Origin of the sequence: Streptomyces sp. NPDC052023 (genome assembly GCF_044548465.1) — a bacterium.
Lineage (GTDB): Bacteria > Actinomycetota > Actinomycetes > Streptomycetales > Streptomycetaceae > Streptomyces.
Window position 1 is genome coordinate 49,064 of the sequence record NZ_JBIUBW010000007.1, and the last position, 20,835, is coordinate 69,898.

A 20,835-nucleotide genomic window follows, 5' to 3' on the forward strand; every position below is an offset into this window, starting at 1 on the left:
TGCGCGCAGGCAGGACGATCGGAGTACAACCGCCTAGGCGTCCCGGCGTCGGTCCCGGACCTCGGGGAGTTGCTGAAAGCCTGCCGCCTTGTCGGTGGCGACGGCGCCGATGCTGGAGCTCGGGGTGCAGACGAGCGCACTCGACGATCCCAGTTCCCGGAGGGAAGCCGCAGCGGCGACGGTGATCGCCTTGCCGTAGCCGTGACCGCGATGTTCCCGGTGCACGCCCATCGGCTCCAGCAGACCAGGCCTTCCTGGACCGGCCGACCACACGGTCACCGCCGCCACGGCGTCGCCCTGATCGTCGTACGCGACCAGGCACCGGGCGTCGGCACACGGCAATCCGGCCGCCATCGTGTGCCAGTGCCCGTCCGTGAAAGCCGACCTGCCGAAGGCGGCTCGCTGTACGGCGGTCCGCGCGTGCGCCTGCTCCGGCCCGACCACCTTGATCCGCACGCCAGGGGCCTTCACCGGCTCCGTGAGGTCGAGGCGCAGCGGCGTCCACGGCTCGTCGGTGTTCCAGCCGTCCTCGTCCAGCAGATGCTGGACGAGTGCGCCCGTGGGTGCCTCGACGCAGACCGTTCCCTCCGGCAGTACGCCGCGCTCCGGCTCGGTTCACGTCCGAAACCAGCTGCCGCGCCAGCTCCTCGTCCCGCCTGACGTCCGGCGCGGTCGTCAGCCGCAGCAGTTCGGGACCGTCCAGCAGCCCGACGGCGAGAATGCGTCCGTCCCGGCTCCAGGTGCGGACCGCCGCGGCCGTCGCCGCTGCGCCGTATCGCCAGCACGAGCGCCCAGATCTCCTGGATGCAGCTGCATCGGGGCCGCGTCGTACTGCCATTTCCGCAGCACGCCCACGACCTCGCTCAATCCGCCGAGCCCCGGCCTGCCCATCACAATCGCCATGGCCCCGATCACACCTCGGCGCGACGGCAGTGCGCACCCGGTTTCCGGACTCGTGCCCGTCCTGTCTCCGCCCGGTCCCCCGCACGTCCGGCGCCCCTGGGTGTCTGGATCCTCGCATGCCGGAAGTCCTGGCCCCTCGGGATCCGCGCGCTCGCCGTCTTCCGTTCACCCCGGCAGTCGCTGGATCGCCACCAGGGCGGCGTCGTCCCCCAGGTGTCCGCCCGCGTGCCGGAGCAGGTCCTCGCGCAGGAGGGAGAGCAGGGCCTCAGGACCAGCGAGTCGCGTGCTGATCAGGTGTTCCACCCGCTCCATGAGCGGGTAGAAGGTGCCGTCGCCGTCGCGGGCCTCGATGACACCGTCCGTGTAGAGCAGGACGATGTCGTCGGCCTCGAAGGCGAATCGCTGAGGGGCGAGGTCGGTGTCCAGGAACTCGGTGAGTCCGAGGGGTGGCGCGGGCCGGCTCACCTCCAGGAGGCGGACCCCGCCACCGCCCAGCAGCAGGGGCGGCGGGTGCCCGCAGTTGACCAGGTGCAGGGCCGCCTCTTCGTTCAGCACGTCGAGCACGGCCGCGGTGACGAATGCCTCGCCGAAGTCAGCGGGCTTGTCCTCGGGGGCGGCCGGGTCGTCCAGATCGGAGGAGACGGTGCCCTCGAGGAAGGACACGAGTTCGGCCAGGTCCGCCTGGCGGTGGGCGGCGCCGCGGAAGGCGCCGAGCAGCAGGGCCGCGTCGCCGACCGCCTCCAGTCCCTTTCCCCGGACGTCGCCGATGACGATGCGGGTGCCCAGTGCCGTACGGGCGGCGGCGTAGAGGTCGCCGCCGAGTTGCGCCTCACGCTCGGCGGACAGGTAGACGGAGGCGATGCGCAGCGGGCCGATCTGATGCGGCAGCGGTCTGAGTACGACGCTCTGCGCGGCCTTCGCCACGGAGCGGAGCCGGGTCATCTCCTCCTCGCGGCGTTCCCGCCAGTAGGCGAAGAGGGTCACGATCGCCGAGATGAGGATCAGCGCGATGAGCTGAATGATGTGGTTCAGGTCGATCAGAGTGGTTCGCACCATCGCCACCACTGCCTGTGCCAGAACGGCGAGTACGCCGACGCAGCCGGTGATGCGGGGCCCGGCGAACGACGCCGTCACCGCGGGCGCGGCGACGAGGAAGGGGCCGAGGTGGACGCTGGGCGGGGCGAGGATGTCGACCGTCGTGACGACCGCGATCAGCACGAGCGGGGCGACCAGCAGAAGGCGGCGGGGTTCCTCGGGCAGGCGGTGATCTGCACGAAGGCGCCGGGGAACCATATGTCCTGGATACACCCCCGCGGGCGCCGCCGCCCGGGGAGCGTCGAGCAGCCGAGGGGTGCCCGTTCTCGCCCTTGTCCGCCCCTCTCCGGAGCTAGTGCCGATCGCTGTCGCCGGCCTGCTGCTTTCTCGTGGCCCGCAGACTGGTGAAGGTCGTGACGGCCAGGACAAGCACGATGAAACCCAGCGAGAACGGAATGCTGATCTCCGGGACGTGGACCCCGGACTCGTGCAGGGCGTGCAGCACCAGCTTGACGCCGATGAAGCCCAGGATGATCGACAGGCCGTACGACAGGTGGACCAGCTTCTCCAGCAGGCCACCGATCAGGAAGTACAGCTGTCTGAGGCCCATCAGCGCGAAGGCGTTGGCGGTGAACACGATGTAGGGGTCCTGGGTCAGGCCGTAGATGGCGGGGATGGAGTCCAGCGCGAACAGCACGTCGGTGGAACCGATGGCGAGCATCACGACCAGCATCGGGGTCATCACCCGCTTGCCGTCCTGTTTGATCCACAACTTGGTGCCGTGGTAGCGGTCGGCCACCCCGAAGCGCCGCTCGGCGGCCTTGAGCAGCTTGTTCTCCTGGTACTCCTCCTCGTGCTCCTCCTTTCGCGCGTCCTGGATCAGCTTCCACGCGGTCCAGATCAGAAAGGCCCCGAAGATGTAGAACACCCACGAGAACGCCGAGATGATCGCCGCGCCTGCCGCGATGAAGCCGGCCCGCAGCACCAGCGCCACCAGGACACCGACCATCAGCACCCGCTGCTGGTACTGCGCCGGCACCGCGAACTTCGCCATGATCAGCACGAAGACGAACAGGTTGTCGACGCTCAACGACTTCTCGGTGATGTACCCGGCGAAGAACTCCCCCGCCGGCCCGCCCCCGCCGTAGAAGCCCAGGAACACCCCGAACGCGCAGGCCAGCACGATCCACACGATCGTCCAGATACCGGCTTCCCTGATCGACACCTCGTGGGGCTTACGGCCGATGAAGAAGTCGATGGCGACGAGAACGCAGAGGACGGCGACGGTCAGCAGCCAGACGGTCGGGGAGACGTTCATCGGTCTACTCCAGGTGCTGGTGACACCGGCAGCGTTGCCGGGCTGCTTGTCGAGTTCCACGCGCAACAGGCGAACAGGACGTCCGGGCAATTCAAGGGGGTGACTCGGGAACGGGCTACTCGAAGAAGCGGAGCCCGACCAGATAGGCGATACCCATCAGCGCGGCCAGGATCGTCGCGGGTATCGCGAGAAGCCTGGTCAGCCAGGTCAGGGCACTCGTGGCGCTTCTCGCCGGCGCCCCGTAGCGATCACGGCGTGCGGCCAGGTCGTGGCGGGCGACGGCACAGAGCAGGAGCGCCACTACTCCGGCGATCAGGGCCATGACGAGGGGCGTCACCAAGCCGGTCGACTGGGCGTGCCCCCCGAGGCTGCCGGTGCCTCCGGGGGTGCGGAGCAGGTCCACCGTGTCCGCCGCCTTCTTCGCACTGTCGACGGCCGTGACCGCCGACGTGACGGCGGCAGCCAGCCCGGCCCCCGCCAGCACCGGCGCGAGCCAGGCGTGGGGGCGCGGAGGCGGAGGCGGAGGCCGGTGCGGGGGCGGAGGGGGGACCACGGCGGTCGTCCCGTGCGTCCGGCCCCCGAAGGTGTCACCGGCCGGCACCACCTCGGCGTCTACATGCACCACCGTCTCTCCGACGGCTCCCTTCAGCACGATGTCGCCGCTCCTCCGGCCCGGCGCGGCGGTCTCGACGCCGACTTCCAGCCCCACGGCGGACTTCGTCACCCGCAGCCAGTCCGCCTTGGGGTGCGGCACACAGCTGCGCGCCAGGGGTGGCCCGAGCAGGCGTACGGTCCGGTGTGGCGGAGCCGAGCCTTGCGGTACGGCGCCGAAGTCCAGTCGCACCGGGTCCGCGCGGATGCCGGCCTCGCTCCGGGCCCGGCCGGCCTCGTCCGCGACGTCCCGGACGTCCTTGTGCGCCATCTCCTCCAGCGCCTCGCACGCCCCGAGGGCGACCCCTGGGTCCGTGCCCTCCAACAGGGACCGCAGTGCCGCGACGGCGCCCAGACGGGTGTAGCGGTCCGGGCTGCCCATGGCGTCCCGCACGTCCGCAGGGACGGGGACGGGAACGATGCCGCGTCGATGACTGCGCGCCAGGTACATGTCGCCCTGCATGTCGACGGAGCGGCTCGGGGTCTGGTGCGGGTTCTGCAGTCGTACCTGGTCGAAGACGTAGTCGTACAGCTCGTCGAGCGAGATCCGGCCGTCCTCGTCGAGGTCCGCCTTGCCGGAGGCCAGGCCGTCCACCACCGCCCGGGTGAACACCGACGGCCGGGCGACCTCGGAGTCCTCGGCGGCGTACTCCATGGCGGTGGACGCCGTGATGACCGCCCAGCCCCGGCCGCCGCCCAACTTGCCCCCGGCGAAGGCGTCGAGCGGGTTCGCGTCCGAGGAGGAGCGTACGGAGTATCCGCGCGAGAAGGCACCGCTGTAGCAGCAGTCGAGGAAGACGGCGATGGTGCGGGCGCGGGTGGCCGACATGCACTGGCGGACGAATCCGGCGGAGACCGCTGTGGAGGCCAGGCGGTGCGGGAGGGTGTTGCTGGCGGCGAAGTACAGCTCGCCGGACTCGTTCTTCAGGCCGTGGCAGGAGAAGTGCAGCAGGACCGTGTCGCCGGAAACCCGCTCGGTGAAGAGTTCCTCGATACGCGCGGAGATTTCGTGCGCCGGTTCGTTGCGCACGACCGCGACGTCGAAACCACCGATCTCGGGATCGCCCAGGACCTCGGCGAGGGCCTCGGCGTCCTGCGCCGGTGCCTTCAGCTCCTTCAGCCCTTGGTCCTGATATCTGTCGTTGGCGACGATCAGCGCGAGACGGGACCTGGGCCTGGGCATCCTCTCGGGCTCGGACCCGGGCTCGGTCATGGCTGGGTCCCCACCGTGGAGTGGCGGCGGAGGAACACGTCGAACGCCTGCGCCACCTGCTGGTCCGTCGCCGCGGAGAGCTCCAGCACGTCGTCGTCGAGGGTCAGGCGCAGGGAAGGACGCCTGCCATGGCAGCGGCCCCACCAGTCGCGGACGACGTTCAGCACCTGGCTCAGGCCGGTGGCAGTCGCACCCAGGTTCACCAGCAGGGCGCCGATCAAGGCGACCTCGCCCGCTCTCGCGCCGGGCGGGACCGGTGGACCCGGGACGGAAGTCACACCGTCCACATCGAGCTCGAGCAATTCCTCACGGAGATATCCGGTGAGCTTGGCGATGTGCTCGGCTTCCGCCCCCTCCTCGGACAGGAGAATCTGCAGCTGAGTGTCCACCGGGAGCCCCTTCGTTGGTGCTCGTCGGGGCGGCGCGGGTGCCGGACATCGGTGGGCCCGCGCCCTGTACATCCAGTCTCTGCCGTCAGGTCTTCGGTGGCAAACTAGCCTACGCGCCAATGTAATTGACGGTTCAACCGGAACCGATCGGGCGAGTTCCACGCATCGAGCGACCCTCTCGACGCCGAGGTGCGCAGCTCACTCCTCAAGGACGGCGAGGCGTGATGGCGCGCGGGCTGCGACGTGCCGACCGCGGACGGTCACGGACGCCGAGCTCCGGGGAGCGCCTCGGCGACCGGGTCGGGAATGCGGCGGCGGGGCCCGCTGTTGCTGGAGACACGGGAATGGCATGCACTCGCCAGTCCCCCTGCAAGGCGAAAGGAAGGCTCATGGCACGCAACGCCACTCGCCCCGTCGTGACGCTGAAGTCGACGGCCGGGACCGGCGCCACCTATGTGACACGCAAGAACCGTGGGAACGACCCCGACCGGCTCGTGCTGCGCAAGTACGACCCGGTGGCCGGGGAGCATGTCCTCTTCCGTGAGGAACGCTGAGCTGAGCGGTACCCACCGGGCGGACGGTCGTGAGGAAGAGCAGTCCGTGAGGACGGGCGTCGCCCTCGGCCGGCCGTGGGCCCGGATACGTGCAGGAGGTACAGAGTCATGAAGGTGCGCAAGTCCCTGCGCTCACTGAAGTCCAAGCCGGGGGCGCAGGTAGTACGCCGCCGGGGCGTCACGTTTGTGATCAACAAGAAGAACCCGCGCTTCAAGGCGCGCCAGGGCTGACGGGGCCCTTCCCGCCCAGCCTGTCCCGCCACCAGGCCGCTCCCCCGGGGTGGTGTCACCCGTGGCGCGGAGTCGTCTGCTCCGCCGCCACGATGCGCTCCACCGCGGCCGTCACCAGTCGTTCACGCTCCGCCTCCGTGAAGACGTCCGGCAGGGTGAGCTGCTCGACGATCAGCCAATTGAGCGTCAGCATCAGCAGCTTGACGGCCATCGCGTCGCCAGGGAGGCCGGAACTCTCGTGGTAGGCGACATTGGCGTCGACGTCGGCCCGGACTCGCTCGGTGAGGACCTTGCGCAGTCCGGGCCGGCGGGTGGCCTCGAGGCGAAGTTCCAGCAGGGCGAGGTAACCGGTGCGGAACGAGGCGACGCGGCCTACGAGCTCACGCATCAGCGCGGCGTAGGTCTCCCGGTCGCGGTCGGCCGCCCGATGGCGGGCGAGGGTGGCCTCGTCGGGCTGGAGTCGCTCGTAGACCCGGGCGCCGGCCTGGGTGAACAGGTCGTCGCGGCTGGCGAAGTAGTTGGACGCCGTGCCGACGGGAACGGCCGCCTCGGCATCGACCGCCCGGAAGGTCAGGCCGCGTGCGCCTTCCCGGGCCAGTACCTCGATCGCCGCATCGACGAGGGCAGCGCGTCGCTGGTCGTTCCGTCTCACCATTGACACCACTCCTGGTGCAGTACTACGTGCAAACCACTCCAGGCAGAGTAGTGCATCTGGGCGATCGCAGTGCGAGGGGAGCACGGCGCACCACGTCTGCGTCTCACGCTTGTGCGACGCGCACGCGATCAGAGGGGCTGAAGCCGGGACTGCAAGAGGCAGAACTCATTGCCCTCCGGGTCCGCCAGGACATGCCAGCTCTCGCTGCCGGTCTGGCCGACATCGACGGGCCTGGCACCGAGGGCGAGCAGTCGCTCCAGCTCGGCGTCCTGGTCGCGATCGGTGGCATTGACGTCGATGTGCAGTCGGAGCTTGCCGGGTCGCGGGTCGGCGCTGGGACTGAGTACGAGGGTGGGCTGCGGGCCGCCGAAGCCGACGCCGGACGGCCCGATCTCGATGCTTCCGTCGTCCTCCCGGCCGAGTTCGACGTAGCCGAGGACCTCGCTCCAGAACACGGCGAGGCGTTCGGGGTCGGCGGCGTCGATGACCAACTCACTGATGCGGCATGCCATGCCCGTGAGTGTAGGCAGCCGGCCCGAGAAGGCGCATCGTCCGCAAGGGCTGCCATTCCGCCGGTCGCCGTGCCCTGGCACTCCGGCGGGCCCACGACGCGTACGTGCCCCCTCCTCCGGCCCCTGGCGCTTGCCCGCCGCCCTGATCGTCCACCCGGGTGAGCGCCTCCTCGCCACGAGCGGTGAGCGTGTGCAGCGGCGAGCCGCCGTGGTCCGTATCGGTCGCGCGGGCAGCAGCAGGGGGCCGGGTCGCGCGGACCACGCGAGTCAGACAGGCGGATCCGTCGGCCCCACGATCGCCCGCAGCGCCGCGAGGTGCCCCTGGTAGGCCACCCGGCCTCGCCGGGTCAGGCGGAGCCACACTCGCTGGCGGGTGTCGCGAACGGCCTTGCGCTGCTCGACGTAGCCCGCGTCCATGAGCACGGTGACGTGCTTGCTCAGCGCGGAGGCGGAGAGGGCGAGTTGCTGTTGGACCAGGCCGAACTCCGCTTCACCGGCGGTGTCCAGCAGGGCGCAGATGCGCAGCCGGTTCGGGGCGTGGACGACGGTGTCGAAGCCCGCCAACGGGTCGTGGTTCTCGGCGCTCACGCGGTCTTCCGGTGCAGGCGGACGAAGGCGAGGTGGAAGCCGACGGACACTGCGGCACCGATCAACGAGGCCGCGATCAGCCACACCGGCCGCCCCGTGACGCGGAACGCGAACGCCGCCCCCACCAGCAGTGCGGGCAGGCCGACCATGAGCGGGACGGTCGCCCGCTTCGGCAGCACGTCGAACCGCAGTGCCATCCCCGGTCCTGTTGCGCCACGCCTTGGCCGCGACGGCGAAGAGCGCCCCGTACACCGCGGTGGTCGCCAGCATGATGCCCGTCCAGGCGGGGCGCGGCAGCAACCACGCCGACGCCGCCATGACGCCTCCGTAGGTGATCGGGAGCGCCGCGACGTACAGCGTCAGCGTGACGAAGAACCACTTAGGGGTCATCTCATTTGGCCGAGTAGGCTGCTGCCGTGGCGGGGATCGTTGAGCGGCTGGTGCCGGATGAGCTGTGGGAGTTGTTCCAGCGGGTGGTGCCGGAGGCGCCCTCAAGGCCGCAGGGTGGTGGCCGGCGTCGTCACGGCGACCGTGAGGTCCTGGCCGCGATCGTGTTCGTGGCGACCTCGGGCTGTACGTGGCAGCAGTTGCCCGCAGCGTCGTTCGGGCCGTCTGGTGCAACGGCCCACCGCCGGTTCGCCGAATGGACGAAGGCCCGGGTGTGGGCCAAGCTGCACCGCCTGGTCCTGGACGAACTCGGCTCACGCGGCGACCTGGACTGGTCCCGCTGTGCGATCGACTCGGTGAACATGCGGGCCCTGAAAAGGGGGACCTGACAGGTCCGAATCCTGTCGACCGGGGCAAGTACGGCTCGAAGATCCATCTGATCACCGAGCGGACCGGTCCGCCCCTGTCCGTCGGCATCTCCGGCGCCAACGTCCACGACAGCCAGGCCCTCATCCCGCTGGTGAAGGGCATACCCCCGATCCGGTCCCGCCGAGGACCCCGTCGTCGCAAGCCCGGCAAACTCCACGCCGACAAGGGCTACGACTACCGCCACCTTCGGCAATGGCTGGCAGAGCGCGGCATCCAGCACCGCATCGCCCGCAAGGGCGTCGAGACCTCACAACGACTTGGGCGGCACCGCTGGACGATCGAACGGACCATGGCCTGGCTTGCCGGCTGCCGCCGACTCCACCGTCGCTACGAACGCAAGGCCGATCACTTTCTCGCCTTCGCGAGCATCGCCTGCACCATCATCTGCTTCCGCAGGCTCACGCCTGGGAGAAGCCGCTCGAGCGCTCAGATGTTGGCAGCTCCGTAGTGGAGGGTGCCACCGATGGGCAGCAGGTATCCAACGCCCCGCTCCTGCGGCATCTGCCCCGCCAACGCTCCGGCGTCCGCGCAGCCGGAGACCTCGAACCCGACGACCCCCAAATCGAAGACGGCTCTGGTGAACGTCTCCCTGGCAATGGCGGCCAGCCAGTCGTCCATCACGTCGGATCTGAAGAAAGGCCGGCCGTCCCAGTAGGCGAGGCCGGCGTTGTCCAGCGCGCCCACCGGAACGTAGAAGTCCAGCCAGTCGCTGCTGTCATCGCCGCCACGGATGGCCACACAACCACACACGACCAGCTGGTTCGTCGGCAGACGAACCTGACCGCGAAGGTGGCCGTACTCGGTCAGAGAGCCGACTGTGCACGGCACCGGGTCCTGCTCCGCAGGCTCCAGGTCACTCCGCCCGAAGCACCCCTGGACGCCTGCAGCAGCCCACAGGGCAGTCAGTATGTCCTGCAAGCGTGCATCATCGGTCGCCCCGACCTCGATCGCCAGCTCATAGAAGCCGTCGGACCAGTTGGTCGGGTCACGGAAAGAAGCAGGAGACGTCATGACGTGATCATGCGTCCATGCTCACTCCAGAGCCACCAGATTGGGGCTACGGTCCAGCCAAATGAGATGACTTCTTAGAGACGGGTTTCCGCGACGGAAAGTGAACCCTCCCCCCTCCCTGCGGATGCGGGCAGCTTCCCCTGCCGGTGTCACGGAAACGGTGGCTGTCCGGTCGTAGTGGGCACAGGACGACGTTCCAGCGGCACGCCGAATGATCGTCGCCCTCCCGGCTCTTCCTGGAAGCCGGTTGTCCCACCCTCAGGAGAAGACACTTATGAGCACCCCCGTCGTCGCGATCGCTTACCACTCCGGCTACGGCCACACCACCGTCCTCGCCGAGGCCGTGCGTGACGGCGCCGTGGAGGCCGGAGCCATCGCCCACCTGATCAAGGTCGACGAAATCACCGACGAGCAGTGGGAGTTGCTCGACGCCTCCGACGCGATCGTCTTCGGCTCGCCGACCTACATGGGAACCGCCTCCGGCGCCTTCCACCAGTTCGCCGAGACCACGTCCAAGCGCTGGTTCGTCCACTCGTGGAAGGACAAGCTCGCCGCCGGATTCAGCAACTCCGGCGCCAAGAGCGGCGACAAGCTCCACACGCTCCAGTACTTCACCGTCCTGGCCGCCCAGCACGGCATGACCTGGGTCAACCTGGGCCTGCATCCCGGCTGGAACAGCACCACCGCCTCCGAGGACGACCTCAACCGCCTCGGCTTCTACCTGGGTGCGGGCGCACAGACCCACACCGACCACGGCCCCGAGGAAGTCCACAAGGCCGACATAGCCACCGCCGAGCACCTCGGCCGCCGCGTCACCGAACAGGCACGCATCTACACCGCCGGACGCGCGGCCGTCGGCGCCTGAGCCGACGGCCACCCCCGCCCACCCAGCAGCGAGCCCGAAGCGGCGCGCAGGGGACCCTGGGGCCGTCGTCGGTACGGCACCCAGGCCAAGAACCGCCCGCGCCCGGCGCAACCACGAGTGCGCCGGCCGCGGGCGTTCCAGACCGGCCCAGGCGGCGATCCACCCTACGAGGACGGCCCCCGGGCGAGCGCCCTCGCGATCGCGAGGAATATCCTCTTTGTACGGCTAACAGGTGACGCATTCCACCCCACGAAGCCCGCCCTCCGAGGGGTGGGATGCGCGTCCGGCGATCGGGGCGCCGGCGTTCTCGAGCGGTGCACCGAACCAGCAGCTGCGTGGAGTGGACATGAGGGTTCCGCGGAACCGGAGTCCAGCGCCATGGGCACGTCACACCCCTGGCCCCGGGAACCGTGCCGGCGCGGACAGCGCCCAGCAGCAAGCTCCTGCCGCGAACCGCCGCGCCGAAGCTGAGCGCGCGATGACGGGCCTGGACGCGCTGCCGCGGCCCGTGGCGGCGGTGGTGGGCGCCGGTGGGGTGCTGGGAGCGGCGCATGTGGGGGTCGGGTACGCGCTGGAGCAGCGCGGCTTCGCTCCCGACATGATCGTGGGCACCTCGGTGGGCGCGCTGAACGGAGCCATCGCTGCCGCGCATCCCGACGAAGCCGCTCCGTGGCTCGACAACGTGTGGACCCAGTTGCGTCGCCGTGACGTGTATCAGCTCGGCTACCTGTCCTCACGGGCGAGCCTCTTCACCGACCGGGGCCTGCGCCGGCTGATCGCGGGGTCCGGGCTGCCGTCCCGGATCGAGGAACTGGTGGTCCCCTTCACCGCGGTGGCCATGGACCTGGCCACCGGAGCTCCCGCGTTGCTCGACCACGGGGACCTTCCGTCCGCCCTGCTGGCCAGTGCGGCCATCCCGGGGATGCTGCCCCCGGTGGAGCGGGCGGGACGGACCCTCGTCGACGGCGGGGTGATCGCCTACGTTCCCGTTCACGCGGCCCTGCAGGCCGGGGCGGCCAGCGTGGTGGTGCTGTCGACCGGACCGGAAAGCGCGCCTTTGAGCCCGGACATCCCACGCCGGCGTGCGAGCGCCATCGCGGCCCGGGCCGGGCTGCTGCTGTTGCACCACCAGATCCAGCGCGACCTGCGAGAGGTGTCCCGGCACATCCCGACAGTGGTGCTGCCGACCGGTATCGAGGCCTGGCCCTCGCCCTGGGACTTCAGCCACTCCAAGCGGCTGATCAGCACCGCGGCACTCGCTGCCGGGGACTTCCTGGACAACCTGCGCATCGACGGGCCGGGCCTGTACCAGTGGGTTGACCTCACCACGGCGCCGACCGGTCCGGACGCGGGCCCGCACGGTACCGGCGGGCCGCCGGCCTCCTCCGTCCAGGGAGGCGGCCCGTGAGCACCATCGCCTTCCTCAACATCGCCATGCGGGGACACATCAACCCGACGCTGCCGATCGTGGCCGAACTCGTCCGGCGCGGCCACCGCGTCACGTACCACACCTCGCCCGCGTTCCACGACGAGATCCAGGCCACCGGCGCGCAGGTGCTCGTCCACCCCGGGGGCGACCAGCCGATCGCCGACCCGCCGATGCCGGTCACCCTGATGGAGGGGCTCGCCCGCACCGCCGTCCGCCTGCTGCCCGGCGTCCTGTCCGACCTGCGAGACATCCGGCCCGACCTGATCGTCCACGACAACGCCTGCCCGTGGGGGGCGATCGCCGCCAGCGAGCTCGGGGTGCCGGTGGCGTCGTCGTTCACCACGTTCGCGTACCACCGCAGGGTGCCCAGCCCCACCAGCGGCTCCTGGGCACTGCTGGCCTCGGCCGCGGCGCACACCCGCAACGTGCGGGGCTATCTGCGGGCCCGCCTGGAGCTGCGCCGCCGTTATGACACCGGGGGGCTGCCCCCGCTCGACCTGGGGAACATTCGCCAGGCCCTCAACCTGGTGTACACCTCGCGGGCGTTCCAGCCGGGCGGCGAGGGCATCGACTCCTCGTACCGGTTCGTCGGGCCCAGCATCGGTGCCCGTCCGGCCGACCCCTCGTTCCCCGTCCAGGACCTGCGCGACCCGGTGCTGTACGCGTCGCTCGGCACGCTGTTCGGTGCCGACCCGGGGTTGCTGCGCTCCTTCGCCACGGCGCTCGCCCCGCTGGGCGGCACCGTGATCGTCTCCACCGGGCGCACCGATCCCGAGGCGATCGGCCCGGTGCCGACCCAGGTGATCGCCCGCCGCTCCGTGCCCCAGCCCCAAGTCCTGGAACGTGCCGCCCTGTTCGTCACCCACGGCGGGATGAACAGCGTCAACGAGGCCCTGTACACCGGAGTGCCGATGCTGGTGATCCCGCAGGGCGCCGACCAGCCGCTGGTGGCCCGTCGCGTGGTCGAACTCGGCGCCGGTCTGTCGATCCGCAACCGCGACGTCACCGAGAGCTCCGTCCGCGTCCTCGCCCGGCGTCTGCTCGACGAACCCCGGTTCCGGGCGGCCGCGGCAACCCTGCGGGCCGCACAGCACGAGGCCGGCGGCTACGAGCGCGCCGCCGACGAACTCGAGCGGTATCTGCGGGAGTCCGGCCCGGTCGGGCGTCCGGCTCCGGCTCCCCTCGATCCGTCACAGCGAGGCTGAGTGATGTCACCCGTCGTCGTCATCCTGCTGCTGCTCGCCGGAGTCTCGGAGGCCGCCGGGCGCGTCGTGCCCCTGGCGGTGCGCCGCCCCGGCGTGTCGCGAACCCATTTGATCAGCCTGCTGGTGACGGGCGGAGTCGTCGAGGCGGTCGTGTTCGGGTTCTGGCCGCTGACCGCGTGGGCCCTGGCCGGCCTCGTGCTTCCCTCCCCGCCTCCGGGCGACGGTCTGTTGTGGACGCCGGGCCTGGTCGCTCCGCTGCTGTTCACCGCCGTCCTCGCGTTCCCGCTGCTCGGCCCGTTCCTCCACCTGCTGCTCCTCGTAGGGGTGGGCGTGACGCTGGCCGGGCCCTTCGCCGAGGCGACCGGGCTCGGCTGGTGGCCGGCCGCCGCGGGCCTGGCCGTCGCGGGAGTCGGCCTCGGTCTCGCGGTGGAGGCCGTCCGACGGCTGGTCGCGTGGGTGAGCGTGCCCCGAAGGCCGGAGCCGGTCGCATGAACGAACTGCTCCTGTGGGTCTGCGGTGGACTGGGTACCGCCTTGATCGCCGAGGCGCTGCTCGCCCGCTACGAGGTGCTGGTGTACGGCGCCGGGTGGCGGGCGCCGACCACCGAACTCCCCGCCGGTACTCCTTACGCCCGGGGTGCGGCCCCCGATGCCCCGCCAGGCGCTTACCTGGTCTTCCTCGACGGCATCGGCAAACGCCGCGTACGCGACAGCCGGGACGGTGGCGAACTGGTCAGGGCCCTGATCGCCAGGGCGCCGGAACTGCGGGTCCTCGGCCAGGTGCAGCCGTACTCGCCGCTGGCCGACCCGCTCGCCGACCGGCGGGTGTGGGCGTGGCTGCGCCGCCACGCCGGCCTGCTGCTGTTCCTGCACAACGTGATGCAGATCTTCGTCGCCGCGGACCGCCGCTACCGGCCGCTGTACAACCGGGCCGTCGGCAGTCAGACAGCCGCACAACTCCGGCTCGCCGGCTACCGGGCCGACAGCGGCATCCCCGTGGTGCTGCTCAGTTACAGCGGCGGTGCCCAGGTCGCCACCGGCGCCGTGGAGGAACTGCACACCCAACTGCGCGCCCCACTGCTGCTGGTCACGCTCGGCGGGTTCCACAACGGCGCCAACGAACTCACCCATGCCGAGCGTCTGCACCGGCTCACCAGCGCGAACGACCGCATCGAGCGGGTCGGCACCTGGATCTTCCCGCAGCGCTGGCGGCTGTACCGGCGCAGCGGATGGAACCGGGCCGTCCGCGCCGGGAAGGTCATCGCACACCGGCTCGACCCGGCAACCCACGTGGGCCCACTCAGCTACATCAGCCCGAAGGCGCTACTGCCCGACGGCCGCAGCCATGTGGACCGCACGGCCGACACGGTGATCGAGATCGTCCGGGCCCGCGAAGGGGTGAATCCGCCCCCGGCGTCGGCAGGCGGCGGCGCGTCCTCGAGCGACGGGGCGGTGTGATGAGCCGCCCCCACGACCGGGGCCGACAAGTCGGGTGACCGGAGCGTCGTCGGCGGCTACGTTATGGAACGCGACAACCGGCCGGCCGGAGAAGCGAACGATGGGGGAGAGAGATGAATCGGCTGACCAGGCTCGGCACGGCGGTGGCCGCCGGCGCGGCGGCGTTGCTGCTCGCCGGCTGCGGCACCCCGACCGACTACAGCGAGATCGTCACGTTCACCGACGAGCACGGCCGCGTCTGCACCGGGGCCGTAGTCGTCGACCAGGAACAGAACCAGGGCGACGACTACGAGATCGCCGGCCTCGACTGCGACTACCCTCCGGAGGGCCGGACTCCAGGGCCCACCCGCTACTCCCCCCTGCCGCCACGGGACGCCGAGTGAGGTAGGGCGCGGGGAGAAGCCCCTCCCGGCAGGCGGCCCGCGGCCGCCTGCCGGGTGCGCACGGTCAGCGGCGGCGCACGGTGATCTTCTGCTCGGCGGTGACACCGTTCACGGTCACGCGCAGCACCGCGGTGCCCGGACGGCGCGCGGTGAGAGTGCCGGTGGCGGGATCGTACGAGACGACGTGCCTGCCGCCGTGGTGGCCGTGGTCACGGTCGTGGTCCACCACGGCGACATGGGTTCCGGTCCACTCGGCGCTGACCGGCCAGGCCACCGGGACGGTCCGGGTGCCGTCCTGCGTGATCGTCGCCGACACCCCGGCGTGCCCGCCGACTTCGAGCGCTTCGGGCGCGTCGAGTGACACCGACTCGGTACGGGCATGCACTTCGGCCCGCAGCCACATCTCGGAGTCGTCGGACGGGACGTCGAACAGGTCGGCGATCCTCCCCTCCCTGGGGTTGATGCCGAGCATCGTCCAGCCGGTGAAGCCGCCGCCGTCGGGTGTGCCCGCCGGGCTCTTGCCCGAGTTGCCGTTCACCAGGTAGGGAATGCCGTCGACCGAGGCGGCGGAGAAGACGCCCGCGTGCGAGCCGACGAACGCGGCGGACTTGTGGCTCTCGGCGCGGAAGCCGGCGAGCCACTGCTCCACCAGAGCCGCCTCCTTGCGGTCGCCGAGCTGGCTGGCCTTGTTCGGCAGCGGGTCCTGGGTGGGGTGGTGCTCGAACACCACGACACCGCTGACGGACCTGTCGTCGGCAGCCGCCGCGAGCTGGTCGTGCAGCATCTGCAGCTGGGTGAAGCCGCCGCCGCGCAGGGTGCCGCTGGAGGAGTCGAGCGTGAGGAAGCGGGTGCCCTTGACGTCGAACACCGAGGTGGTGTCGCCGAACTCGGCCTCGAAGTTGTCGGTGGATCCCGGGCCCATGATCTCGTGGTTGCCGGGCACGTAGCGCCAGGGGACGGTGTTGTGGGTGCGGGCGTCGAACTCGTCGAGCAGCTTGCGGGCGAGCGCGAAGTCGGCCGGGGAGCCCTCGTCGACGAGGTCGCCGTTGATGACCAGCAGGTCCGGCTCGGCCTCCGCGATCTCGGCCAGAGTGCGGCGGGCCGCCTCGACCAGCGGGCTGTCGGGGTCACGGGCCACGAACTGGGCGTCGGACATGACGGCGACGCGCAAGGGACGGTCGTCGACCGTGCCGTCGGTGACCACCACCGGGTCGGCGATCCTCGGCCGGGCGGGAAGTTCCACGTCGGGGGCGACCTTGACCCGCAGGTCGCTGACCGTGACCTCACCGCGGTAGGAGCGGGCGGCACTGGTCTCCAGCAGCCGTACCCGCTGGAACGTCAGCGGATAGGCGGTGCCCGCGGGGACGGGGAACTCGACCTTGCGCCAGCCGGTCCAGGTGATCAGGGGACCGTCGAGGTTGGCGGTCACGCCCGAGCCCGTGCGGTACTGCAACCGGGGCCACGCGCCGTTGCCGTCGCCGTTGATCCACATGGTGACGGCCTGCGGCTGGCCGGGCAGCGGGATCTGCTGGGGCGGAACGGCGTACTGACCGCGGGTGGCGGTCGACCCGGTGAAGTCGTAGGTCAGCGTGAGACCGGGCGCGCCGTCGTGGCCGGGGGCCGGGGCGACCGAGCCGCCCGGGGCGCGGTCGTGCGCCGACGTCCAGGACGAGGCGTCGGAGAGGTCGGCGAAGGACGTCTCGGCCAGGCCGACGGTGACGGCGACGTCGGTGGTCATCTTCCCCACCGTCAGGTGCAAGGTGGTGGAGGCGCCGTCCACCAGGCCGCGCACGGTGAACGTGGCGTCGTCCGCGGCCTGCACCGACACGACCCCCTCACCACCGCTGACCTTGACGTCGGAGGCCTCGACGGGGGCCGAATCGCCCAGGGCGTCGTAGCCCGTCACCGTCAGGCGCGCGTCCTTGCCGGCACCGTCGAGCGCCACCAGGCTCCGGCTCGCAGCGATGCGCACGGCGGGCGCGAGCACGGTCAACTGCTTCCGTCCCTGGGCACGGTGTCCGGAGGACGCCACCACGTCGGCGGTGCCGGAGCGGCGGCCGGTGACGACAGCGGTGCCGTCGTCGCGGGAGTCGACCGACATCCGGCCGCCCTCGGTGCGCCACTGCACCCGTCCGGTGGGCAGCGGCGCGTAGGTCTCGTCGTGGGCGAGCGCCCGGACGGTACGGCGCAGACCGGGGAAGACCTTGTCGGAGCCGGCGACCGGCAGAGCGGGCAGCACCCGGAAGCCGCGTGTCGTGCCGGACCCCGCGGCCGCGAACAGGCCCAGTCCGTTGGCGACCTGCCGTTCCGAACCGTCGGAAGGGCTGCTGACGAGGCCGGTCGTGCTCTCACCCGGCAGGCGGGCAGCCATGGTGGTCGAACCGCCGCCGTCCATGTTCAGGGCGTCGGCGGCGCCCAGGCCCTTCATGAAGGCGCCGAGCTCGTTGAGGTCCATACCGCGGCTGTCGGTCTGCTTGCCGTCGATCGCGACCAGGTACATGGTGCGCCCGTCGGCCGAGAAGCCCACGCTGGTCCGCGAGGTGGCGGTGACGGTGTCACCGTCGGTGAACCGCTGCACCACACCCTCCCTGACCAGCACCTGCCCGCCGCCGACGGCGACCGCCACCTCGCCGAAGTCGGCGCGCGGACGGTAGGTGACGTCGACGGCGTCGCCCGGCGCGAGGGCGGCCAGCGCGTCGGCGCCCGTTTCCCGTCCGAGCAGGACGCTGCTGCCGGCGGGTATCGGCGCGGCGCTGACGGAGGTGCGTACGTCGGTGACCTTGCCCTCGCGCAGCCACACCTCGGTGACCCGGTCGGCGCCGCCCACAGGTTTGGTGCGTGGCGAGGGACCCCACTGGTCGGTGAACAGACCGATGCCGCCGGCCGCCAGCACCGGTGAGTTGACGCCGGCCAGCCTCAGGTTCTGGGTGTCGTCGACCGTGACCTGCCCTTCCAGGAACACCTGGGCGAGCCGGCCGATACCGTCCGCCCCGATGGCGACGGACTGGCTACGGCCCTCCGTGGGCGAGTTGACGAGACCGTCCTTGCGCGACACCGCGGCGCCGACGGGGGCCTCGGTGTCGTTCATGTCGAAGTAGTCGCCGTTGATCGCGGCGACGGCGCCGGTCCGCCTGGCCTGTTCGGTCACCCGGGACTTGCCCGTGACCGTGCCGGAGGAGATGTGGTCGACACTCAGCCGCTCGTCGGCCAGGTCCGCGACGAGCACCTGTCCGCGCACCCAGCCGTCCTTCCCGAACCGGTCGAAGCGGGTCAGGCTCAGTCCCGGCGCGATCGGTGTCCGGTTCTCACTGGTGACGAGGGACTGGCCGGGGGTGCTCGGGATCAGGGAGGAGGTGCCCGGACCCGGCGTGCCGTGGGGAGCCGATGCCAGGCTGCCCGGTGGGAGAGCCTGGGCGGTGGTCACCATTCCCGCGCCGACGCTGAGCGCTGTGGCCAGGGCGAGGACAACGGCGCCGCGCCGCGCCGCGGCACGGGCGCGCGGGTCGGCGAGGTCAAAAGGGAACAGCACTGGGGGACTTCCTTCGTCTTCGTGCTGAGAGTCGTGGTCGGCGCTCAGTGCACGCCCCATGGGTGTTGAGGCACGGTGAAGTGTGTGACCTTCAGCGATGCGCAGGGTGAACACTGCGGCGCGCGCCCGCCGTGAGCTGTGCCGACGGTGTACGCCGCTGGGCATGTGCTGCCGATGCCGGTTCCGTGAGCGCAGGGCAGGCGCGGGCGCCGTGCCAGGACGCGGCTGCGGGCCGGGGGCCGGTCCCGCGGTCACGAGCCCCGGATCGGATCCCGGGTGATGCCGCCTCAGGCGCGGTGGCGCAGGGCGAGCGTCCAGGTGTCCACGGTGTAGCGGCTGGGCTCATCCGTGTGCTGCTCGGCGACGACCACGGAGACCCGGTCACCGTCCCACCGCAGCGCCCGCGTCGTCCGCGCCCCGGCGTCCGCCGAAACGCCGGCGAGTTCGGCGAGGACGGCGCTGTCGAGCCCGCGGCCCACCGCGCGGACCGCTCCGCCGTCGAGAACCAGGATCGTACCGTCGGGGAGGACCAGCGGCTCGGGCGGCTGCGGGTCGCTCAGGCGCGGGCCGCGCTCCACGACACCGCCGGGCAGGAGCCGGACGACCCGCCCGCTGGTCGGCACGTTGCGGTCGGCCTCGACGACGCGCAGCCCGGTGCCGACGACGTAGTGGCCGTAGGAGCGCCAGTTGTCGGTCTCGGTGCCGTCCCGGTCGTACTCCCAGGTGTCGAAGACGTCGTAGCCCTCCAGCCCGAGCACGAAGCGGCCGCCTCCCAGGGCGGCGGCGCGCTCCCCGCGCAACTCGGCGACGAGCCGCCCGTCCGCCATGTCGAGGAGCAGCGCGGGACCGAGGTTGCCCCAGGGCGTGTACTCCAGGGAGTCCGTGGTGACGAGCACCCGGTCGCCCGACAGATGGGCGGCATTGGGCCGCCCACCGCAGCGGTGCGTCCAGCGGGTAGCGCCGGTGGAGTCGACGCAGGTGACCGACCCGACGGTCCCGAAGACGCGCGTTCCGTCCCGGCGCGCCAGCGGCTCCCGCGGGGACGGGGGCCGCTGGTACGGCGGCTCCCCCACCGCGCGCCGGTGGTCCACCACCTCCGCGCCCCACGCGGCGGCCCTCCCGCCCCGTGCTCCCCCACCCGTGTCCCACCTCGACATGCCGGGGATGGTAACGGAACGCGAACTACGGGTCTCCCGGTCCGTACCGAAGTCGGTAGGGATCGTCCGTCCTCAGCCCGCGCTGGTCCAGGCATCCGGGCGGGGTGTCAGCACCGCCGAGACGACAGCGCCGGACGAGGCCACGACGTCCGTCACGAATCGCAGGCGTCCGACGCCGAGTTGTCGCAGCCCCCGGCCGTGGTCGGCGGCGACGACGAGGCAGACCGCGACCAGAAGGAGGCGCCACAGGGCCATCACCGGACGGCGCGTGGCGCGGGGCAGCTCGGCGAGCGAGTCGTGCAGTCGCTCGCAGTGGAAGGGGACATGGCGCTGCTCGTCGGCCAGGATCCGCCCGGCGATGTCCGTGACGAGCGGGTCGCCGGTGCCCTCGCGCAGAGCCCGGTAGTAACGCAGCGCGACCACTTCCGCGATCATCAGCACCAGCAGTTCCATGCGCAGTCCCAGCAGACGCCGCAGCCTGACGAAGACCGTGTCGCTCCAGTGGCCCGTCAGCGTCGGTGCACCGCCCGCGGTCAGCAGCCCGGCGAGGAGCCGGGCGTGGTTCTGCTCCTCGGCGACGAAGAGCCGGACGGCCTGGGCGTAGTCGTCGTCGCCGGCCTCGTCCGCCTTGGCGACGAGGTTGGCGCCGTCACCGTCCTCGCCGACCTGGAAGCGCTGAATGCCGGCCCACACCGCGGGATGCAGGGTCGCGCGGTGCCGCCAGTCCGGGTCGCCCTGAGCAACCCTGCGCGCGCGTTCGTCCTCGAACTGCCTTGTCCACTTGGCGAAGTCGCTCGTCCGCACCCGGTCTCCCCTCTCCTGGGCACGGCCGGCGCGCCCTGGAGAGGGACGACGCGTGCGGGCATCGAACAGTTCCACGGCCGCCCGGTGCCCAGGGCCCAACCCCCGCCCACCGCCGAAGCCCACGCGCGCC

Annotated in this window: 21 protein-coding genes and 1 pseudogene; 9 read left to right on the plus strand and 13 right to left on the minus strand. The window is 71.3% G+C overall.

Going from position 1 to position 20,835, the window contains the following annotated elements; translation table 11 throughout:
* Window positions 1-33: 33 nt before the first annotated feature.
* From ACIHCM_RS16840 to ACIHCM_RS16860, 5 genes and pseudogenes are all read right to left on the minus strand, one after another.
* A pseudogene (locus ACIHCM_RS16840) lies at window positions 34-903 on the minus strand (GNAT family N-acetyltransferase).
* A gap of 165 nt (window positions 904-1,068) precedes the next feature.
* Window positions 1,069-2,196, minus strand: coding sequence for a PP2C family protein-serine/threonine phosphatase (locus ACIHCM_RS16845; protein WP_399895729.1), 1,128 nt, complete (start codon window positions 2,194-2,196; stop codon window positions 1,069-1,071).
* Between the two features lie 94 nt (window positions 2,197-2,290).
* The gene (locus ACIHCM_RS16850) at window positions 2,291-3,256 is read right to left on the minus strand and encodes a TerC family protein (protein ID WP_399896395.1); all 966 of its coding nucleotides are present in this window, start codon (window positions 3,254-3,256) and stop codon (window positions 2,291-2,293) included.
* A 115-nt stretch (window positions 3,257-3,371) separates the two neighbouring features.
* On the minus strand, window positions 3,372-5,120 hold the full coding sequence (locus ACIHCM_RS16855) for a caspase domain-containing protein (protein ID WP_399895732.1): 1,749 nt from the start codon (window positions 5,118-5,120) through the stop codon (window positions 3,372-3,374).
* Complete coding sequence (locus ACIHCM_RS16860; RefSeq protein WP_399895735.1) at window positions 5,117-5,509, minus strand: hypothetical protein; 393 nt, start codon at window positions 5,507-5,509, stop codon at window positions 5,117-5,119. The genes ACIHCM_RS16855 and ACIHCM_RS16860 overlap by 4 nt, the downstream gene beginning before the upstream one ends.
* 389 nt (window positions 5,510-5,898) lie before the next feature.
* Between ACIHCM_RS16860 and rpmG the strand changes: the two genes are divergently transcribed.
* Window positions 5,899-6,063, plus strand: coding sequence for a 50S ribosomal protein L33 (gene rpmG / locus ACIHCM_RS16865; protein WP_399895739.1), 165 nt, complete (start codon window positions 5,899-5,901; stop codon window positions 6,061-6,063).
* Window positions 6,064-6,171: 108 nt separating this feature from the next.
* Window positions 6,172-6,294 (plus strand): type B 50S ribosomal protein L36, encoded by a 123-nt coding sequence (ykgO, locus tag ACIHCM_RS16870; RefSeq protein WP_399895743.1) that lies wholly within the window; start codon window positions 6,172-6,174, stop codon window positions 6,292-6,294.
* Window positions 6,295-6,349: 55 nt separating this feature from the next.
* On the opposite strand, the gene ACIHCM_RS16875 is transcribed toward ykgO, so the two are convergent.
* The 4 genes from ACIHCM_RS16875 to ACIHCM_RS16890 all read right to left on the minus strand — a co-directional run bounded on the left by ACIHCM_RS16875 (window position 6,350) and on the right by ACIHCM_RS16890 (window position 8,246).
* Window positions 6,350-6,949 (minus strand): TetR/AcrR family transcriptional regulator, encoded by a 600-nt coding sequence (locus ACIHCM_RS16875; RefSeq protein WP_399895746.1) that lies wholly within the window; start codon window positions 6,947-6,949, stop codon window positions 6,350-6,352.
* A 128-nt stretch (window positions 6,950-7,077) separates the two neighbouring features.
* Window positions 7,078-7,461 (minus strand): VOC family protein, encoded by a 384-nt coding sequence (locus tag ACIHCM_RS16880; protein ID WP_399895748.1) that lies wholly within the window; start codon window positions 7,459-7,461, stop codon window positions 7,078-7,080.
* Window positions 7,462-7,728: 267 nt separating this feature from the next.
* Entirely contained in the window at window positions 7,729-8,049 is a 321-nt protein-coding gene (locus ACIHCM_RS16885) for a transcriptional regulator (RefSeq protein WP_399895751.1), read from the minus strand.
* Window positions 8,046-8,246 (minus strand): hypothetical protein, encoded by a 201-nt coding sequence (locus ACIHCM_RS16890; RefSeq protein ID WP_399895754.1) that lies wholly within the window; start codon window positions 8,244-8,246, stop codon window positions 8,046-8,048. Before ACIHCM_RS16890 ends, ACIHCM_RS16885 begins: the two co-directional genes overlap by 4 nt.
* 228 nt (window positions 8,247-8,474) lie before the next feature.
* Between ACIHCM_RS16890 and ACIHCM_RS16895 the strand changes: the two genes are divergently transcribed.
* A protein-coding gene (locus ACIHCM_RS16895; protein WP_399896398.1) for an IS5 family transposase occupies window positions 8,475-9,313 on the plus strand; the annotation gives its coding sequence in 2 pieces (ribosomal slippage) (window positions 8,475-8,810 and window positions 8,813-9,313; 837 coding nt in all).
* Here ACIHCM_RS16895 and ACIHCM_RS16900 read toward each other — a convergent pair.
* A complete protein-coding gene (locus ACIHCM_RS16900) occupies window positions 9,292-9,876 on the minus strand; it encodes a hypothetical protein (RefSeq protein WP_399895757.1) in 585 nt (194 codons plus the stop codon). The two genes, ACIHCM_RS16895 and ACIHCM_RS16900, sit on opposite strands and share 22 nt — an antisense overlap.
* A gap of 274 nt (window positions 9,877-10,150) precedes the next feature.
* Between ACIHCM_RS16900 and ACIHCM_RS16905 the strand changes: the two genes are divergently transcribed.
* From ACIHCM_RS16905 to ACIHCM_RS16930, 6 genes are all read left to right on the plus strand, one after another.
* Entirely contained in the window at window positions 10,151-10,741 is a 591-nt protein-coding gene (locus ACIHCM_RS16905; protein WP_399895760.1) for a flavodoxin family protein, read from the plus strand.
* A gap of 478 nt (window positions 10,742-11,219) precedes the next feature.
* Window positions 11,220-12,149 carry a patatin-like phospholipase family protein gene (locus ACIHCM_RS16910; protein WP_399895763.1) on the plus strand — a complete coding sequence of 310 codons (930 nt, stop codon included), beginning with the start codon at window positions 11,220-11,222 and terminating at the stop codon, window positions 12,147-12,149.
* Window positions 12,146-13,375, plus strand: a complete 1,230-nt coding sequence (locus ACIHCM_RS16915) for a macrolide family glycosyltransferase (protein WP_399895766.1) — start codon at window positions 12,146-12,148, stop codon at window positions 13,373-13,375. The genes ACIHCM_RS16910 and ACIHCM_RS16915 overlap by 4 nt, the downstream gene beginning before the upstream one ends.
* A 3-nt stretch (window positions 13,376-13,378) precedes the next feature.
* Window positions 13,379-13,867: a hypothetical protein gene (locus tag ACIHCM_RS16920; RefSeq protein ID WP_399895769.1), complete on the plus strand. Its 489-nt coding sequence runs from the start codon at window positions 13,379-13,381 to the stop codon at window positions 13,865-13,867.
* On the plus strand, window positions 13,864-14,832 hold the full coding sequence (locus ACIHCM_RS16925) for a hypothetical protein (protein WP_399895772.1): 969 nt from the start codon (window positions 13,864-13,866) through the stop codon (window positions 14,830-14,832). Before ACIHCM_RS16920 ends, ACIHCM_RS16925 begins: the two co-directional genes overlap by 4 nt.
* A 113-nt stretch (window positions 14,833-14,945) precedes the next feature.
* Window positions 14,946-15,215, plus strand: a complete 270-nt coding sequence (locus tag ACIHCM_RS16930) for a hypothetical protein (protein ID WP_399895776.1) — start codon at window positions 14,946-14,948, stop codon at window positions 15,213-15,215.
* A 64-nt stretch (window positions 15,216-15,279) separates the two neighbouring features.
* Here ACIHCM_RS16930 and ACIHCM_RS16935 read toward each other — a convergent pair whose 3' ends face one another.
* The 3 genes from ACIHCM_RS16935 to ACIHCM_RS16945 form a co-directional block, all read right to left on the minus strand.
* Entirely contained in the window at window positions 15,280-18,744 is a 3,465-nt protein-coding gene (locus tag ACIHCM_RS16935; RefSeq protein WP_399895779.1) for a phosphodiester glycosidase family protein, read from the minus strand.
* A gap of 287 nt (window positions 18,745-19,031) precedes the next feature.
* Window positions 19,032-19,901 carry a hypothetical protein gene (locus ACIHCM_RS16940; protein ID WP_399895782.1) on the minus strand — a complete coding sequence of 290 codons (870 nt, stop codon included), beginning with the start codon at window positions 19,899-19,901 and terminating at the stop codon, window positions 19,032-19,034.
* Between the two features lie 72 nt (window positions 19,902-19,973).
* Entirely contained in the window at window positions 19,974-20,705 is a 732-nt protein-coding gene (locus ACIHCM_RS16945; protein WP_399895785.1) for a ferritin-like domain-containing protein, read from the minus strand.
* Window positions 20,706-20,835 lie beyond the last annotated feature (130 nt).